11 protein-coding genes and 1 pseudogene are annotated in these 17,162 nt (G+C 30.9%); 10 read left to right on the top strand and 2 right to left on the bottom strand.

Features of this window, described 5'->3' with window-relative positions:
• The first annotated feature begins 33 nt into the window (after positions 1 to 33).
• The 7 genes from HKP59_RS00060 to HKP59_RS00030 all read left to right on the top strand — a co-directional run bounded on the left by HKP59_RS00060 (position 34) and on the right by HKP59_RS00030 (position 9,557).
• Complete coding sequence (locus HKP59_RS00060) at positions 34 to 1,599, top strand: MFS transporter (protein ID WP_291802407.1); 1,566 nt, start codon at positions 34 to 36, stop codon at positions 1,597 to 1,599.
• Between the two features lie 24 nt (positions 1,600 to 1,623).
• A complete protein-coding gene (locus tag HKP59_RS00055; protein ID WP_291802405.1) occupies positions 1,624 to 2,532 on the top strand; it encodes a glycosyl hydrolase family 17 protein in 909 nt (302 codons plus the stop codon).
• A 37-nt stretch (positions 2,533 to 2,569) separates the two neighbouring features.
• Positions 2,570 to 3,487 (top strand): hypothetical protein, encoded by a 918-nt coding sequence (locus HKP59_RS00050; RefSeq protein ID WP_291802404.1) that lies wholly within the window; start codon positions 2,570 to 2,572, stop codon positions 3,485 to 3,487.
• Positions 3,488 to 3,521: 34 nt separating this feature from the next.
• Positions 3,522 to 4,784: a glycosyl hydrolase family 17 gene (locus tag HKP59_RS00045; protein WP_291802402.1), complete on the top strand. Its 1,263-nt coding sequence runs from the start codon at positions 3,522 to 3,524 to the stop codon at positions 4,782 to 4,784.
• Between the two features lie 50 nt (positions 4,785 to 4,834).
• Entirely contained in the window at positions 4,835 to 6,358 is a 1,524-nt protein-coding gene (locus HKP59_RS00040; RefSeq protein ID WP_291802400.1) for a CotH kinase family protein, read from the top strand.
• A 24-nt stretch (positions 6,359 to 6,382) separates the two neighbouring features.
• Positions 6,383 to 8,602, top strand: coding sequence for a glycoside hydrolase family 3 N-terminal domain-containing protein (locus HKP59_RS00035; RefSeq protein WP_291802399.1), 2,220 nt, complete (start codon positions 6,383 to 6,385; stop codon positions 8,600 to 8,602).
• A 61-nt stretch (positions 8,603 to 8,663) separates the two neighbouring features.
• Positions 8,664 to 9,557, top strand: a complete 894-nt coding sequence (locus tag HKP59_RS00030) for a glycoside hydrolase family 16 protein (protein WP_291802397.1) — start codon at positions 8,664 to 8,666, stop codon at positions 9,555 to 9,557.
• Positions 9,558 to 9,644: 87 nt separating this feature from the next.
• Here the strand turns inward: HKP59_RS00030 and HKP59_RS00025 are convergent, their stop codons facing one another.
• Both HKP59_RS00025 and HKP59_RS00020 read right to left on the bottom strand, forming a co-directional pair.
• On the bottom strand, positions 9,645 to 11,045 hold the full coding sequence (locus HKP59_RS00025) for an exonuclease domain-containing protein (protein WP_291802396.1): 1,401 nt from the start codon (positions 11,043 to 11,045) through the stop codon (positions 9,645 to 9,647).
• Positions 11,045 to 11,818: a LexA family transcriptional regulator gene (locus HKP59_RS00020; RefSeq protein WP_291802395.1), complete on the bottom strand. Its 774-nt coding sequence runs from the start codon at positions 11,816 to 11,818 to the stop codon at positions 11,045 to 11,047. The genes HKP59_RS00025 and HKP59_RS00020 overlap by 1 nt, the downstream gene beginning before the upstream one ends.
• 83 nt (positions 11,819 to 11,901) lie before the next feature.
• Between HKP59_RS00020 and dnaE the strand changes: the two genes are divergently transcribed.
• The 3 genes and pseudogenes from dnaE to HKP59_RS00005 all read left to right on the top strand — a co-directional run.
• Complete coding sequence (gene dnaE, locus HKP59_RS00015; RefSeq protein WP_291802393.1) at positions 11,902 to 14,871, top strand: DNA polymerase III subunit alpha; 2,970 nt, start codon at positions 11,902 to 11,904, stop codon at positions 14,869 to 14,871.
• A complete protein-coding gene (dinB, locus tag HKP59_RS00010) occupies positions 14,868 to 16,088 on the top strand; it encodes a DNA polymerase IV (RefSeq protein ID WP_291802391.1) in 1,221 nt (406 codons plus the stop codon). The genes dnaE and dinB overlap by 4 nt, the downstream gene beginning before the upstream one ends.
• Positions 16,089 to 16,174: 86 nt before the next feature.
• Positions 16,175 to 17,162 (top strand): annotated as a pseudogene (locus HKP59_RS00005) (hypothetical protein); the annotation flags it as partial.

Here is a 17,162-nt window from a genome sequence, read left to right as displayed (position 1 = left end):
AAATTAATAATTAAACAATTAAATTTTAATAGAATGAAGCACTATACAACAGCATTAAAAGATAAAGTTCCAGTAGGTCAAAAGGCTGCATTTGGTGCAGGTCATTTTATATTAAATATTTTGCCAGGAACTTTGGGTGTTTTTATTCAATTTTTCTTATTGACAGCTTGGGGAGTAGACCCTTTATGGGCAGGATTACTAGGAGGTCTTCCAAGGATATTTGATGCTATTACTGACCCAATAATGGGTTTTATTTCAGATAATACGCAATCTAAATGGGGACGAAGAAGACCTTATATATTTTTAGGAGCAATTATTAGTGGTGTTTTGTTCTTTTTAATGTGGCAAATTGATGATAATGCCTCACAAACATATATTATTTGGCATGTCATGGTACTTCAAATTTTGTTTCTTGTTGGAAATACGATGTTTGCTACACCGTTAGTAGGACTTGGTTATGAAATGACTTCAGATTATAATGAACGAACTCGATTGATGAGTTTTGCAAATAGTATGGGACAAATTGCTTGGATGATTGTTCCTTGGCTTTATGTTATCATACCAGATTCTAATACGTTTAATACTCAAACGGAAGGAGTTAGAACAATGGCACTTATTGTAGGGCTTATGACTATAGTTTTTGGAATACTTCCATCTTTATTTTGTAAAGGGATTGATTCTTCACATATGGAGAATAGAAAGAAAATTAATTTCAGGACCCTCGCTTCAAATATGAAAGAATTGTATGTGGGAATTATTCAAGTTTCAAAAAATAAACCATTTATGAAGCTATGCGGAGCCACATTTTTAGTTTTTAATGGCTTTCAACTTGTAGCGGCATTTGGAGTTTTTATTATTGTGTTTTACTTGTATAATGGTAGTTATGAAATGGCAGGTACTTGGCCAGCTTGGTTTAATACTATTAATGCAATGATTACTGCATTTTTGGTGATACCAATTATTTCAAAAATGGCAAATAAATGGGGAAAGAGAAAAGCGTTTATAATCTCAACAGCTTTATCAATTGCAGGATATCTTTTAAAATGGTGGGGGTTTGATAAAGATCTAAATAGTTCATTTAATCAAACTGGATTAGGAAAAAGTTTAAACTCTGTAATTGGATCTATTTTTGAAACTTTAAACCCACTATTAGATAATATAGGAATGTCTTGGTTTACAATAGATCCTGGGAATGAAATTCCATGGTTAATGTTTGTACCTATTCCTTTATTTGCTTTTGGAATGGGAGGATTATTCACACTAATGATGTCTATGACAGCTGATGTTTGCGATTTAGACGAATTAGAAAATGGAATGCCAAGAAAAGAAGGAACTTTTGGAGCAATTTATTGGTGGATGGTTAAATTGGGTCAAGCAATAGCACTTGTTTTAGGTGGTGTAATTTTAAAAATTGTAGGATTTGATCCAAATGTTACTGAGCAAACATTTGAGACTATGAATAGACTTAGAATCGCGGATATTTTAATTCCGTCGCTTACTGCAGCCTTAGCAATATGGGTAATGTGGAGTTATAGCCTTAATGAAAAAAGAGCACGTGAAATTAAAAAGAAATTAATAGAACGTAGAGGAGAACTTTAATAAAAACGACTAAAAACAAAAAAAATGTCATACAGAAAAGAACGTCAATTTTCACTTAGTAAAACAGATTATTCAGATTATAGTGGAGTAGATTTTGGTAAATTATCAGAACAGGAATTAAAAAAATTATGGAGAAAAACTTTAGATAATGGCATGCACGGCCTTTGCTTTAGTATGTATGAAGATGGTCAAAAGCCAGGTGATATAATTACTGAAGAACAAGTACAAAGAAGAATAGAAATAATTAAACCATATACAAATTGGGTACGCTCATTTTCTTGTGTAGAAGGAAATGAATACATTCCTCGCGTTGCACACAAAAATGGAATAAAAACGTTGGTAGGCGCATGGTTAGGAGATGATTTAGAAATGAATGAGGCTGAAATAGAAGGACTTATAGCATTAGCGAAGGAAGGTTGTGTAGATATAGCTGCAGTTGGAAATGAGGTAATGTATCGTGGAGATTTAACCGAAGATCAGTTAATAGGCTATATAAATCGAGTTAAAGAGGCTTTACCGGGAATTCCTGTAGGCTATGTTGATGCCTATTATGAATTTTCTGCTCGTCCAAGAATAACGGAAGCTTGTGATGTTATTCTAGCGAATTGCTATCCTTATTGGGAAGGTTGTCCTTTAGAATATTCTTTAAATCATATGAGAGAAATGTTCGGTCAAGCTTCGCAAGCTGGAAATGGAAAAAGAGTAATAATTACTGAAACTGGTTGGCCAAGTGAAGGTGGAGGACTTAAAGGAGCTCTTGCATCAAACGAAAATGCTATGAAATATTTTATCAATGCACAAGCATGGTCGGCAAAAGATGATATTGAAATGTTTTATTTTTCCTCGTTTGATGAATCATGGAAAGTAGGAGCAGAAGGTGATGTAGGAGCTTATTGGGGATTATGGGATAAAGATGAAAATCTTAAATTTTAATAATCCTATAAAAGATTTACTAACTAAGAAATAATGAATGAAATATAATAAAGTACTCAACATAGAAAAAGGCAGGGCTATTTGCTACTCAGGTTTTAGAGAAGGACAACAGCCTGGAGGTTTATCTCCTAGTTATGAAGAGGTTAAGGAAGATTTGTTAATTCTTCAAGGAAATTGGAAATATCTACGTTTATATGATTGTGATGAGCATGCTGAAATGGTATTGAACGTTATTAAAAATGAAAAACTAGATTTTAAAGTTATGCTAGGGGCATACATTATTGCTGAAATGAATAATTTCGGTTGCCCTTGGGAAACTCATATTTTTTCAGAAGAAGAATTGGTTAAAAATAAGCTAGTAAATGAGCAAAGAATTGAAAAACTAATTCATTTAGCTGACGAGTATGACGATATTATTTTTTCGTTATCTGCTGGAAATGAAGCTTGTGTTGATTGGACTGATCACTATGTACCCGTAAAAAGTGTTATTAACTATGTTAAACAAATAAAAAAGAGCGCAAAGCAACCTGTTACATTTTGTGAAAACTATGTCCCTTGGCTTGATAAGTTAAAAGAGTTAGTTGACGTAGTAGATTTTATATCAATTCATACGTATCCTGTTTGGGAATATAAAAATATTCACGATGCATTAGAATATACAAAGCAAAATTATTATGCTATTGCCAATAAATATCCTGATAAGTTGGTTGTGATTACTGAGGCTGGTTGGGCAACTAATTCAAATGGAAGGGGAATAGATCCCACAAATGTAAGTGAAGAGTTTCAGAAAATTTACTATAATGATTTGATGAATTGGAATACTGAAGATGATATTTTAACATTTGTTTTTGAAGCTTTTGATGAACCTTGGAAAGGATCGGACGAAGAATATGAGCCCGAAAAGCATTGGGGGTTGTATTACGTAGATAGAACTCCAAAGCTTGTAATGAAATAACAAAAATTACTAAAAACATATTAACCTATTTATTATGAAAAACCCTTTTAAGATAATTTTATTACTGATAGCATCAATAACAATTTATAGCTGTACACCAACAGTACAAAAAAGTGAAATTTCAGCTAAGGATATTTTAGGAAATCCTGATTATCTAGCAATATCTTATGGTGGTTATAGAGAAAATACAAGAGATGTTCAGCCTTCAATTGAAGAATTAAAGGACGACATGAAAATTTTAAATGCAATGGGCATTAAAGTTTTACGTACTTATAATACAAAACTTAAACAAGCTTCAAATTTATTAGAGGCTATTTCTCAATTAAAAAGAGAAGATGTTTCTTTTGAAATGTATGTCATGTTGGGTACTTGGATAGATTGTGAAAATGCTTGGACAGCAAATCCAAATCATGAAGCCGAAGATATTGAAGCGAATACAGCAGAAATAGAAAGAGCAATCACAATGGCAAACAAATATTCAGATATTGTTAAAATTATTGCAGTTGGTAATGAAGCAATGGTTCATTGGGCGAGTAGTTACTTTGTGAGTCCAACCATTATTTTAAAATGGGTGAACCATTTACAAAAATTAAAAAAATCTGGAGATTTACCTTCTGATTTATGGATAACTAGTTCTGATAATTTTGCTTCTTGGGGAGGTGGAGATGAGAGTTATCATTTGGAAGATTTAACTAAATTATTGAATGCGGTTGATTTTGTTTCAATGCATACATACCCTTTTCATGATACGCATTACAATGATGCGTTTTGGAAAGTTCCTAAAGATCAAGAAAATCTTACGCTTCAGGAAAAAGTAGATGCTTCCATGTTGAGAGCAAAAGAATATGCTATTGCTCAATATAATGCAACGGCTAATTATATTAAAAGTGTTGGCGTGTCAAAACCGATACATATTGGAGAAACAGGTTGGGCTAGTATTGCTGGAACAACCCAATATGGTTCAACAGGTGCTGGCGCCGCTGATGAATATAAAGCAAAATTATATTACAATCATATGCGAGATTGGACAAACTCAGAAGGCATGTCTTGTTTTTATTTTGAAGCTTTTGATGAAAAATGGAAGGATGCTCAAAATCCATTAGGTTCTGAAAATCATTTTGGATTAATAACAATCGATGGAAGAGCTAAATATGTTTTATGGGATGCCGTTGATAAAGGTGTTTTTAATGGACTTACAAGAAATGGAAATAAAATTACCAAATCTTACAATGGAGATAGTGAAGCTTTGTTAGAAAATATTCTTAAAATTCCTTCTGAAATTAGTTTGGAAGAATAAATAGTAAAAACACATTTTACTATTTTTAGTAAATTAAATTTAACATAAAATTGGAATTTATAAAAAATAAGCTTTTATATGTTTTAAGATTAATCATTTTAATTCTTGCTCTAAATGCTTGTAATAATGATAGTGAACCTATAATTGATGTTGTTGAAAATGTTGAAATTAGTGAATTTTCTTTTCTAACTTTAAACAATCCTAACTTACTATCGAATGTATATTTATCAATTGAAGGGAATAAAATTATTGGAAGAATTCCTCAAAATATTGATGTCTCTGAGTTAATTGCTAATTTCGAGTTTAGTGGATCATCTATAGCTGTAAACAATGTTCCTCAAACAAGTGCAATTACTAAAAATGATTTTACGGGTATTGTCTCATATACAGTAAAATCTTCTAGCGGTGCTCAAATTTCATATGAAATAGATGTTACGAAATTTACAGGACTTCCTATTATTTATCTAAGCACCAATCAAAATGCACCCATAGATTCTAAAGAAGACTATGTTGATGGGAGTATTATAATTGATGGCGGTAGAAATTTTAACAGCTTGAACGATTCTTCAATGAAAATTAGAGGACGAGGTAATTCTACTTGGTATGTACACCCAAAAAAGCCATATCAACTTAAATTATCTGATGAGCACGAATTTCTGGGTATGCCTTCTGAAAAAAAGTGGTTGTTTTTAGCTGAATATTCTGATAAAACTATGATGCGAAATTCAATTGCATTTGAAATGGGCTATTTAAGTAATTTGGATTGGACACCTGAATCTAATTTTGTAGAGGTTTATTTGAACGATAGTTATAACGGAACCTATAATATAACTCAAAAAGTTGAAGAAGGAATAAGCAGAGTTAATTTAGAAGGTAGTGGATATTTATTAGAGATAGATCAATTTGATAGGTTAGATGCTGATGATGTATATTTTCATACGGGAAATTTTTTGATTAATATTAAGGAACCAGAATTAGAATTAAATAGTAACGAGTATAATTATGTAAAAAATTTATTAAATGAATTTGAAACAAATTTATACAGCAGTCAATTTAAACATCCAACAGAAGGGTATGCCAATTATATTGATGTTGATAGTTTTATAGACTGGTATTTAATTAGTGAAATTACTAAGAATCAAGACTCAAAAAGTTTTTCAAGTATATTTTTAAATGTAATTCCTGGTCAAAAAATTAAAATGGGTCCGCTTTGGGATTTTGATCTTTCTTTTGGGAATGTTAACTATTCAGAATGTGAGTTAGCCACAGGGTTTTGGGTGAAAGATCATAAATGGTATTCAAGACTTTTTGAAGATGAATCTTTTGTAGAAAAAGTTAAAACACGTTTTAATTACTTCAAAGAAAATGAAATATACATTTTAGATAAAATGGATTTTTATGCGAATCAGTTGAAATGGTCTCAGCAAGAAAATGATATGGTATGGGAAACTTTAGGAATTTATGTTTGGCCAAATCCGGTAGTCTATAATACTTATGAAGAAGAAGTTAGTCATTTAAAAAGCTGGTATTCTGAGCGAATGAGTTGGTTAGACAATGCATTTAGCAGCTTATAAAATCAATCAAAATCAAGCATATTCATGGAACCTGTAGCAGAAGAAACTCAAGCAGAAAAAAGGATAAAAGTTTTATTGGCTAAAATGACCTTAAAAGAAAAGGCAAGCCAAATGCTTAATATTGGTTTACCAACTATTTTAAAAGGTGATTACTGGGATGAAAGAGATAGTGCTGTTTTCGATGTTAAAAAGTTTAAAAAATATATTATTGATTTAAATGTTGGGTCTATTCATAATACGCCAGGCTATTTAGCTGACTCTAAAGAATGGTATAGAATACTAAAAACCATTCAAGACGCTGCAATTAAAAAATCACGATTAGGAATTCCTATTTTATATGGAATAGATAATATTCATGGGGCAAATTATGTTGCGGGTTCAGTCATGTTTCCACATCAAATAGCGTTAGCAGCAACGTGGAATCCAGAGTTGACAGAAATGAGTGCCAACATAACATCTTACGAATCAAAATCCGCTTCGTTGCCTTGGAACTTCAATCCGAATGCAGATGTTGCTATGAGTCCATTATGGGGTCGAATTTCAGAAAGTTTTGGGGAAGATCCTCATTTAGTTTCTGAAATGACGAATGCTTATGTAAGAGGTTCTCAGCAGAATGATGTAGGGAATGTTTCAAATACGGCGGTATGCCTAAAACATTTTCTAGGGTATGGAGCTGGCAGAAATGGGAAGGATAGAGCGAATGCAATTATTCCAGAAATAAATTTAAGACAGTATTTTTTGCCGCCTTTTGAGAATGCAATTAAAGAAGGTGCAATGGGAGTTATGATTAGCTCTAATGCAGTAAATGGTGTTCCTTGTCACTCGAATAGATATTATATTACAGATATATTAAAAGGCGAATTAAGATTTAAAGGTGTCGTAATTTCAGACTTTAGTGATGTGGAGTTTTTAGTAGAGGCTCACCAAACTGCTAAAGACCTTAGAGATGCAACTAAACAAGCTGTAAATGCTGGTTTGGATTTAATTATGAATCCTTTTGATGCTAAAATAGTTGACGTTATTGTTGATTTAGTTGAAAAGAATGAAATACCAATACATAGAATTGACGATGCAGTGACGAGAGTGTTACGTCTTAAATTTCAACTAAATTTATTTGATGTTCCTTATAACAACCCAAGCGATTTTCCCAAGATTGGTAGTGAAAAACATATTGCTGAAAATTATAAGACAGCTAGCGAAGCAATTACATTACTAAAAAATACAACAGTTGTTTTGCCTTTAAATAAAAAGAAGAAGGTGTTGGTAACTGGTTATGCTGCGAACTCTATAAATAGATTGAATGGAGCTTGGTCTAGGACATTTTTAGGTAGAGATACACTTTATAATGATCACTCCAAATTAACTATTTTAGAGGCTATTCAAAAGGAAATTGGAAGTTCAAATGTTGAGTTTGCTGAAGGAACGAGTTATTTGGACGATATTAATACCAAGTTGGCTATAAAAAAAGCTAAAAAAGTTGACTATATAGTGGTTTGTGTAGGAGAAATTCCTGCGACTGAAAAACCTTCTGATATTAATGAGTTAGACTTGCCTAAAGTTCAACAAGAATTAGTTAAAAAACTCTCTAAAACAGGCAAACCAATAATTTTGGTCATGGTACAAGGAAGACCTAGAATTATGCGTGAAATTGAACCATTAGTTGATGCGGTAATTATGGCGTACCTTCCAGGTCAAGAAGGTGGAAAAGTAATTTCTGATGTGCTTTTTGGTAAAATAAACCCAAGTGGAAAATTGCCTTATACCTACCCAAAATATTCAGGGAATTACTTAACATATTATCATAAAAAAACAGATATACGCGATGTAAATTGGGGATTTGATGGGTTTTACCCACAATATGAGTTTGGTTATGGATTATCATATACCAATTTTAAATATTCTAAATTTACAATTTCAAAGGATACTTTAAAAGGCCATGATGATGCACTTGAAATAAGTGTTCAAGTAAAAAATACCGGAAAAATGGATGGTAAAGAAGTTGTTGAACTTTTTATCAAAGATATGGTTGCCTCTGTTTCTCCAGATTCAAAGAAATTAGTTGGTTTTCAAAAAATTAAGCTAAAGGTGGGAGCTTCTAAAACTGTAAAATTTAGAATTACTTCAAAAGGATTATCTTTTGTTGGAATGGATAATAAATGGATTGTTGAAGAGGGCGAATTTGAAATTTATATAGGTGGGAATCCGTTGAAAATGAAGAAGAAAAAAATACAATACCATCATTAATTTAAGGTTCTTAAATAGTGCATCAATTGAATATAAATTAATTACAAATAAATTTAAACACATGAAAAAAATAGTATTCGGTTTTATAAGTATCACATTAATTTCAATCACCTTATTTTCTTGTGCTTATAAAGAAAATAACAAGAATAAAATTGATCAAGAAAAAGTTATGAAGCCCACTATAAATAAAAAGGAATTTATTTTTGAGCCTGGTAATGATTGGAAGTTAGCGTGGTCAGATGAGTTTGAAACCGATTCTATTGATAAAAATAATTGGAATTTTCAAGTATTAGAAGCAGGGCATTTCAATGGTGAGTGGCAACGTTACACAAATAGTAGTAAAAATGCCTATATCGAAAATGGATGTCTTACCATAAAAGCGATTCACGAGAGTGATGAACATGGAATGGGTAATTATTCATCGGCTAGATTACATACCGCCAATAAACAATCTTGGAAATATGGTAAGATTGTAGCGAGGGCTAAGCTTCCTTTTGGCACAGGAATTTGGCCAGCTTTTTGGATGTTAGGAACTAATATAAATGAAAATGGAGGTGATACACCTTGGCCACAATCTGGTGAAATCGATATTTTCGAATTATATGGTTCAAAAAATGATTCAGTTATAGAGGCTAATATTCACTATGCTGATAAATCAAATTCACATGCAAGTATGGGTGCGGCTTCCTTCAAATTAAATCAAGGTAAATTTGCTGATGCATTTCATGTATTTGAATTGGAATGGGACGAAAATAAGGTTTCATGGTTTGTTGATGGAGTAGAATTTGCATCAATGTCAATAAAAGATGATGAAATGTCTGAATTTCATAAAGAATTCTTTATTCTTTTGAATGTTGCTGTTGGAGGTACGTGGGCTGGTTATCCTGATTCAACTAGTAAATTTCCTCAGTATATGTATGTTGATTGGCTTAGAGTTTATCAGAAAAACGGATAAAAAAATAAAGTGTTTCGTTAGTCTCAAATAAAATGAGTTTATACTTCGTTTTGTTGTATTTGAAAGAACTTTAGATTTTTTAGCTTATTATGAACGAGTAAATAATTCAAAAGAATTTAATTCGGGTATGTAATTATCAATTACTTCAACAGTTTCCTTATTATTTTTTAGGTATGAATTTAAAATACGTTTCACATCATTATTATCTTTTTGAGGTAGTATTGATTCTAAATAATCAGTTGTAGTTAAATTTTTTCTTTTATTTATATACCCAAAACCTTTATATATTCCATTAAGAATTAAAACAAAAGAGTGTTCTTTGTTGTTTCTTCCTGTTTCTTTAACTATAAAATTTTGAGTACTAAATTGAATAGATTGAATAGCTTGTTTAGATCTGTTATTGTAGCTTATAATGCTTTCTTCATTTCTACAAATGCCTCTACATTGTTTAATTTGATAGTGAAAACACGCGCTTACGTTTGATTGTAAGTGGCAATATTTAGGGCATAATTCAAATTGTTCACATAATTTTTCTAGAAATAAACGGCATTCAGTTTCATTATAGAATTTCATTAAAGGTTGTGAAATTAATTTTAAGCGGTTGTATGCTAAATGAATAATTCCATCTCTATCCTCATAGCTGAATAAACCAATACTTTCATGTGTTCTTCTTTGAGCTCTATTGTATTTGGGTAATATCTTTTTAATTTCAGACGATTCCATTAATAACGCTACTAGTTCACTCCCAGTTTCAACAAAAGTGACATTACTTATTTCAAGAGACATTTTAATTTCCTTTTTCGATTTATCATAAAAATGACTTAAAACACGTTGTTTAATGTTATTTGCTTTTCCAACATAAATAATTTCGTTAGTACTATTCTTAAAATAATAAATGCCTGTTTTTTCTGAAAGGTTATCTACAATATTTTTAGGTAGTTGAGGAGGTAAGGTTGCTTGCCTAGAGCGTGGACTTAAAAAAGAATTAAAAACAACTTGGTTAGCATCTAATTTTAGTAGTTTTTCAAATAAAATAGTTGTGGCTTCTGCATCACCTTTTGCTCTATGTCTATCTTTTATTACAATGTTTTGAGAGGAACATAAAGCACCAAGACTGTATGATTTTAGTCCGGGAATTAATTTACGAGATAACCGAACCGTACACAATTTTTTTCGTTTAAAATCGAATCCTAAATCTTTAAATTCTTTTTGAATAATGGTGTAATCAAAATTAACACTGTGCGCTACAAAAACGGTGTCTTTGGTAATCTCATTTACCTTTTTTGCAATTTCATAAAACTTTGGTGCATTACTTACCATGGCGTTGGTAATTCCTGTTAAATTGGTTATAAATGGAGGAATAGGGCACTCAGGATTTACGAGTGTAGTATATTCGTTAACCACCTTAACACCATCAAAAATAAAAATTGAAATTTCAGTAATTTTTGATCTATGGCCTGTGGTTTCTATATCAACAATTGCGTACACTATTTATATGTTTTTTCTAGTTCTTTTAGTTCAACACCTAATTGTGTTAGCATTGTTGCAATACTACTAATTTTTAATTCGTGTTCCTCATATTCTTGTGTATTAATACTACACGTAAATTCCCATAGTTCTAATACTTCATCAATAGGTACATAATAGGGATCGTATTTTTTATTATCAGAGACCAATAGCAACATTTTATGTTCATCAATTTTATTGAAAACTCTTTTGTACACAATACCATCATTTAAAGTAAGTATAATATATGTTTTACCATCTTTTATATTAGTTACATCTTCTACAAATCTAGCAACAATATAAGACCCACTTTTTACAGGAAGCATAGAATCTCCTTTAATAGGAAACGCCCTATGAGTACCCGTTGGTAAAAATGGTAATTTTATTTTGTTTAGATGTTCAATATATTCAGGATCTGAATATCCTCTCAAATATCCTGCTGAAGCTTCAACAGGAATAATTTCTATTAAATCTTCGTTAGCGCCATCAACTGTAATAGGAAATAATACTCTTTTATTTCCAACCTCAATAAACGAAGCGTCTTTGGTTTTAGATAAATCATTTTTAACTAAAATATCAATAGGAATTTTAAAATAATCAGATAAAACAATTAAAAAATCAATAGGAGGAATGGCTCTATTTTCTTCATAAGAGCTTATTCTTGAGCGAGATACTTTTAAGTCTTCTGCAAACTGTTCTTGAGTTAACCCTTTAAGAGTTCTAATCTGTTTAATGTTATTTGGTAAATAATTCATAATGCTAAAATAATGAGCAACAACTGCTAAAATAATGAGCTAATTTAGCAAAATAAAATGAGATACCTAATTTTTTTAATTAAATGTATTTAAATACACATACATACTACAGTCTTAGATATGGAACTATTTCACCTAAAGAACTTATAGGTATAGCGTTGCAAAACAAAGTGACTACACTTTGTTTAACAGAAATAAATAGTACTTCATCTAGTTTAGAGTTTGTTCAATTATGTCTTAAAAACTCAATAAAACCAGTACTTGGAGTAGATTTTAGAAATGGTGTGCAACAACAGTTTATTATGATTGCAATTAATAACAAAGGCTTGGAACGTATCCATAATTATTTATCAGATTTTTTGCATATTCAAAACTATAGCATTCCAAAAAGGGCTATATATTTTCCGGATACGTATGTTATTTACCCATTCACTACTACAATTGATAAGTTAAGAGAAAACGAATTTATAGGTATAAAACCGTCAGATTTAAATCATTTAAAATTTTCTAAATGGAGATTACAACAAGATAAATTAGTGATATTAAAAACAGTGTCATTTCAACATAAAAAAGGGTTTAATACGCATCGTTTATTACGTGCAATTGATAACAATACCTTGCTTAGTAAATTGCCAATTTCAGAACAAGGAAATGAAACAGATTTAATGGTATGTGAAGATATTTTACAAGAAATATATGCTGAATATCCTCAAATTATTACGAATACTACAGCGTTGTTAAAGCGTTGTAGTATTTTATTTGATTTTTTAGGAAGCTCACCTAAAAATCAGAAAACATATAGCAATTCAGAAGTGCTAGATTTTAAGTTACTTAAAAAATTAGCATACAAAGGGTTGCATTACCGCTATAAAAAAATTGGAAAGCGAGTTTTTTCACGATTAGAAAAAGAACTTTCAATCATAAAAGAAAAACAATTTGTTTCGTATTTTTTAATCAACTGGAAAATTTTAAAATATGCCCGAAGTAAAGGGTATTATTATGTTGGAAGAGGAAGTGGCGCAAATAGTATTGTTGCTTATTTGTTGCGAATAACAGATGTTGACCCTATTGAATTGGACTTATATTTTGAACGGTTTATTAATTTATATCGTACCAATCCGCCCGACTTTGATTTGGATTTTTCGTGGCGGGATAGAGATGATATTATGAATTATATATTCAAAACATTTAAAAACACGTCATTAATTGCCGTTTATAACACATTTAAATACAGAGCTTCTGTTCGGGAATTAGGAAAAGTGTTTGGGTTGCCAAAAGAAGAAATAGACAAGCTAACAACCAATAATTTTAATCATAACCAACTAGATCATTTATCAAAATTGGTATTGATTTATAGTAAATACATTAAAGGTTTTCCAAATTATTTAGGCATACATCCTGGAGGAATATTAATTTCAGAAAAACCAATTCATTATTATACAGCAACCTATTTACCTCCAAAAGGCTTTTCAACAGCTATGTTTGATATGGTTGTTGCAGAAAATATAGGTTTATATAAGTTTGATATTTTAAGTCAGCGAGGTTTAGGAAAAATACGTGAGGCAGTTGACATTGTAAAATACAACCATCCAAAAGATTTCCCTATCGATATTCATGACATAAAACGATTTAAAGAAGATGAAAAAATTAAGCATTTACTAAGAAATGCAGAAGCAATAGGATGTTTTTATGTAGAATCACCTGCAATGCGAATGTTATTAAAAAAGCTACAAGTTGATAATTATTTAGGTTTGGTTGCAGCAAGTTCAGTAATACGACCAGGAGTTTCAAAATCGGGGATGATGCGTGAGTATATTAAAAGATATAGAAAGCCAGAAAGAAGAAAGGACGCACATCCTGTTTTATTAGAAATTATGCCAGAAACCTATGGTGTAATGGTTTATCAAGAAGATGTTATAAAAGTAGCACATTATTTTGGTGGGTTAACTTTAGGCGAAGCTGATATGTTACGACGTGGAATGAGCGGAAAATTTAGGTCTAAGGAAGAATTTTTAAAAGTTAAAAAACAGTTTTTTGATAACTGTAATGAGAAAGGACATTCGTTAGAATTAACTTCAGAAATATGGCGACAAATTGAGAGTTTTGCAGGTTATGCTTTTGCAAAAGGCCATTCAGCATCGTATGCAGTTGAAAGTTATCAAAGTTTATACTTAAAAGCCTATTATCCGTTAGAATATATGGTTGCAACGCTTAATAATTTCGGTGGTTTTTATCAACCAGAATATTATGTACACGAAGCCAGAATGAATGGGGCAATTATCCATCCTCCACATATCAATAAAGCTCAATATCAAAATTATATTGAAGGGAAAAATATTTATTTAGGATTTATAATGTTGCATTCTTTTGAGTTAAAAAATGCTCAAAAAATAGTTACAGAAAGAACTAAAAATGGCTTGTTTTTAGATTTAGATGATTTTATAGATCGGGTTGCTATTTCATTAGAGCAAATTGCCATTTTAATAAAGGTAAATGCTTTTCAATTTACACAAAGAAACAAGCGAGAACTGTTATGGGAAGCACATATGAAAGTACACAAAGTTGTATTAGAAGAAACGATTTCAACACTATTTAAGTCTGAAAAAATAACCTACCAAACACCACAATTAACAAGCTCAACATTAGAAGATGCTTTTGATGAATTGCAATATATTGGTTTTACATTAGACAGTCCGTTTAAATTATTGAGAGAACCGTTAAAACAACAATTATTTGCCAATGACTTACCAAATTACATAGGGAAAGTAGTCACCGTTTACGGTTATTATGTAACAGCAAAACGAACCATTACTTCCAAAGGTGAAATGATGTATTTTGGAACTTTTATAGATACCAAAGGCAAGCATATTGATACGGTACATTTTCCTCCGTCAGTTAAAAAATATCCATTAAAAGGAAGAGGCGTGTATAAGTTAATAGGTAAAGTAACAGAGGAATTTGATTGTGTAACTATTGAAATTGAGCAACTAGAAAAATTAGCAATTATTCAAGACCCAAGATATGTAGATACCATAAAAAAAGTAAGCGTATGAGTAGTTTAGAGCGTTCTATAGTACATATGGATTTAGATACTTTTTTTGTGTCTTGCGAGCGATTAATAGATAGTAGGTTGAATAATAAACCCGTATTAATTGGAGGTACTTCAGATAGAGGAGTAGTTGCGAGTTGTAGTTACGAAGCTCGTAAATACGGCGTACATTCTGCTATGCCAATGCGAATGGCAAAACAATTATGTCCAGAAGCCATTGTTTTACGTGGAAATTCAGGAATTTACACCAAATATTCAAAACTAGTAACAGATGTGATTAATGATAGTGTGCCTTTATATGAAAAGTCTTCCATCGATGAGTTTTATATTGATTTAACAGGAATGGATCAGTTTTTTGGTTGCAACCAATTAGCTTCAGAATTACGAACTAAAATAATTAGAGAAACGGGTTTGCCAATTTCATTTGGATTATCTACTAATAAAACAGTTTCGAAAATTGCCACTGGAGAAGCGAAACCAAATAATGAATTAAAAATTAACATGGGTACAGAAAAGTTTTTTTTGGCACCGCTTTCGGTCCGTAAAATTCCAATGGTTGGAGAAAAAACCTATAATTCACTTTGTGATTTAGGAATTAAAAAAATACAAACTGTTCAGGAAATGCCCGTGAATATGATGACTAGAGTTTTTGGTAAACACGGAACCAGTATTTGGAAAAAGGCAAATGGAATTGATAATACACCAGTAATTAAATACCACGAACGTAAATCTATCTCCACAGAGCGCACTTTTAATAAAGACACTACCGATATTACCAAGCTAAAAAGTATCCTAGTTGCCATGGCTGAAAACTTAATCTTTCAGCTAAGGCGAGGCAATAAGCTAACAGCTTGTGTGACGTTTAAAATTCGATATTCTGATTTTCAAACCTATACCAAACAAATGCGAATACCGTATAGTTCTTCAGATCATACTATTTTACCAGTAGTTATGCAGTTATACGAAAGTTTGTATCAGCGTAGGTTATTAGTACGCTTAATTGGTGTAAAATTTAGTCATTTAGTAAGTGGCGGTCATCAAATTAATCTTTTTGAAGACAATGATAAAATTATAAATCTATATCAAGCTATGGATAAAATGAGAGAACGTTATGGAGATAGAGCAGTTATAAGAGCCTCTGGTATGGGAGCAAAAAGTATTAGCCGTTGGAATCCTTTTAATGGAGAACCACCACCTTTATTGGCAAATAGAAGCGTATAAAAAATCACTTAAGCATATTGCTTTTTATTTTAATTATATTACAATAATTCTTTTATCAATTAACAGTTTTATACTATTTTAGAGGAATGAAAAAGTTAAAATTCCCATTCCTCTTTTTTCTTGTTTTTAGTTTCTTTCAATTAGTATCTTGTACTTCAAAAGAAGAACTAAAATTTTCAAATACAAGTACGTTGGACTCTATTAGTATTTTTATGCAAGCCATGAAAAACGATACCTTAGATTTTAAGACTCGTTTAACGAATGCAAATAGTGCTTATCAAAAAATAGAAAATAAAAATTCTGATGCCCGAATTAAACAAATTCAAACTTATAAAATTTACTTATATGGTTATTTAAAACAATACGACAGTGCTGTTTATATTTCAAAAGAATTACTGCAAAAATCAAAAATAGATAATGACTCAGTATCTATTGGGCGAAATTATTCTAAAATAGCATATTACTATAATAGGAACCAACAAAAGGATAGTGCTTATTACTATTATAATTTGGTTAAAAATGAATATTTAAAATACAATGACAGTATTACAAATGGTAATATTTTCCTAGAAATGGCTGTTATTGAGCGTACTTTTGGAGATTATATTGCAAGTGATTTTTTAGGCTCTTTAGCTTTAAACTATTTGAGCAACAAAAGCCCTAATTCCTCGAGTAGTGTTTATAATAACTGGGCAATTTCTTCAAAGGAACAAGGACAGCTAGATGATGCATTAATATTTTATAAAAAAGCGAAAGATTTAACATTTTTAAAACTAAATAAAATTGCAATTAAAAATAATATGGCCAATACCTATAGAGATTTAGGGGATTATAATACTTCAATAAAAATTTTAGATAGCTTACTAAAAGATACCATTATTAATTTTAAAACAAGAGCTCGGGTTATTGACAATTTAGCCTACACAAAATGGTTAGCAAAAAAGAAAGAAAATGTGTTGCCTGATTTAGAAAAGGCATTAGAAATTCGATTGCAAGAAAACGATTTATGGGGATTAATTGCAAGTTATGCACATCTTTCGAAATATTATGAAAACGTAAATCCCAAAACAGCTC

Source organism: Lutibacter sp. (assembly GCF_013041805.1).
Lineage (GTDB): Bacteria > Bacteroidota > Bacteroidia > Flavobacteriales > Flavobacteriaceae > Lutibacter.
The sequence above is the reverse complement of the archived record's forward strand: the minus strand, read 5'-3'. Positions and strand labels throughout refer to the sequence as shown.

Bases quoted from the DNA above. Each gene is read 5' to 3' on its own strand.
- HKP59_RS00060 (WP_291802407.1), top strand. From the start codon at position 34: ATGAAGCACTATACAACAGCATTAAAAGATAAAGTTCCAGTAGGTCAA.
- HKP59_RS00055 (WP_291802405.1), top strand. From the start codon at position 1,624: ATGTCATACAGAAAAGAACGTCAATTTTCACTTAGTAAAACAGATTAT.
- HKP59_RS00050 (WP_291802404.1), top strand. From the start codon at position 2,570: ATGAAATATAATAAAGTACTCAACATAGAAAAAGGCAGGGCTATTTGC.
- HKP59_RS00045 (WP_291802402.1), top strand. From the start codon at position 3,522: ATGAAAAACCCTTTTAAGATAATTTTATTACTGATAGCATCAATAACA.
- HKP59_RS00035 (WP_291802399.1), top strand. From the start codon at position 6,383: ATGGAACCTGTAGCAGAAGAAACTCAAGCAGAAAAAAGGATAAAAGTT.
- HKP59_RS00030 (WP_291802397.1), top strand. From the start codon at position 8,664: ATGAAAAAAATAGTATTCGGTTTTATAAGTATCACATTAATTTCAATC.
- HKP59_RS00020 (WP_291802395.1), bottom strand. From the start codon at position 11,818: ATGAATTATTTACCAAATAACATTAAACAGATTAGAACTCTTAAAGGG.
- dnaE (WP_291802393.1), top strand. From the start codon at position 11,902: ATGTATTTAAATACACATACATACTACAGTCTTAGATATGGAACTATT.
- dinB (WP_291802391.1), top strand. From the start codon at position 14,868: ATGAGTAGTTTAGAGCGTTCTATAGTACATATGGATTTAGATACTTTT.